Origin of the sequence: Pararhizobium arenae (assembly GCF_001931685.1) — a bacterium.
GTDB classification, from domain to species: domain Bacteria; phylum Pseudomonadota; class Alphaproteobacteria; order Rhizobiales; family Rhizobiaceae; genus Pararhizobium; species Pararhizobium arenae.
The window spans coordinates 1-1,272 of record NZ_MOOY01000030.1 but is presented as its reverse complement, the minus strand read 5'-3'; the positions used below and the strand labels follow the sequence as shown (position 1 = coordinate 1,272).

Here is a 1,272-nt window from a genome sequence, read left to right as displayed (position 1 = left end):
CTCATGATCGATCCCGAGGAAGTCGCTGCCGTTGTACCTGATGCTGACAAAATGCTCGACATCGAAGCCTTCATCCCATGCGGCAAGATCGACGATATTTACTTCGACAAGCCCTACTACCTCGTTCCGAGTGACGAGGAATCCGAAGATGCGTTCGCCGCAATCCGTGACGCACTGAAAAATTCCAATACAATCGCTGTCGCCCAGACCGTGCTCTTCCGCCGTATTCGAACCGTCCTCATCCGCGCGCACGGTCGCGGCCTGATCGCGACGACCTTGAACCACGACTACGAGGTACGGTCGTCAAAGGAAGCGTTCGAGGATGTCCCGAAGGTCAAGGTTGAAGCCGAAATGCTCGACCTGGCAAAACACATCATCGGAACGAAGAAGGGCGACTTCGACCCTGCCACGTTTGAGGACCGGTACGAGAACGCGTTGGAAAAGCTGGTCGAAGCGAAAGCGAAGGGCAAGTCCTTGCCCAAACCAAAACCCATCAAGGTTTCCGAGCCCAGCGATCTTCTCGCAGCTCTACGGGAAAGTGTTGGAGCTGGCGGTGACGATAAAAAGAAGACAAAACCGGCCAGCGCCAATCGCAAAAAGAAGGACACGAAGCCCACTCGAAAGACGACGAAGGCTAAGCTACCAGCAAAAACCAAACAGAAAAAAGCCAGTTGAGGATTGAGCCATGGCACCACGCCGCCCCTATTGGAGAGGATACCTGAAGCTCTCCCTCGTCACCTGCCCGGTCGCGATGACACCGGCAACCTCGGAATCGGAGAAGGTGCGGTTTCATACTCTGAACAAGGAAACGGGAAACCGAGTGCGTTCCCAGTACGTCGACGCCGTTACTGGAAAACCGGTGAAAGAAGACGACGAAGCCAAGGGCTTCGAGCGCGGCGAGAACGACTACGTGCTTCTCACTGACGAGGACCTTGAGACGGTCGAACTCGAAAGCGTTCGGACAATTGATATAGAGCGGTTTGTACCACGCGATAGCATCGACTGGGTCTACCTCGAAAGCCCTTTCTTCCTGACAGCCAACGACAAAATCGGGGACGAGGCTTTCGCCGTAATACGTGATGCAATGGCTGCCGAGGATGTCCTTGCGGTGTCTAGACTGGTGCTCGGAAGACGGGAGCGGGCGGTTGTGTTGGAAGCCCGGGACAACGGCATAGTTTTGTGGACCCTTCGCTTCGGCAACGAGGTCCGTCCCGAAACTGAGTATTTCAAGGAAATTGATAAAAAAGCCGACACGAAGGTCGTCTCCGCAAT

The 1,272-nt window shown here is 54.9% G+C and carries 2 protein-coding genes; both read left to right on the top strand.

All coding sequences use genetic code 11. The features are described from left to right. Positions 1-675 (top strand): non-homologous end joining protein Ku (gene ku, locus BLX89_RS23730; RefSeq protein WP_075293390.1); only part of this gene is annotated, 675 nt, incomplete at its 5' end. A gap of 10 nt (positions 676-685) precedes the next feature. Next, the coding region (ku, locus tag BLX89_RS23725; protein WP_075293389.1) for a non-homologous end joining protein Ku at positions 686-1,272 on the top strand (587 nt) is incomplete at its 3' end.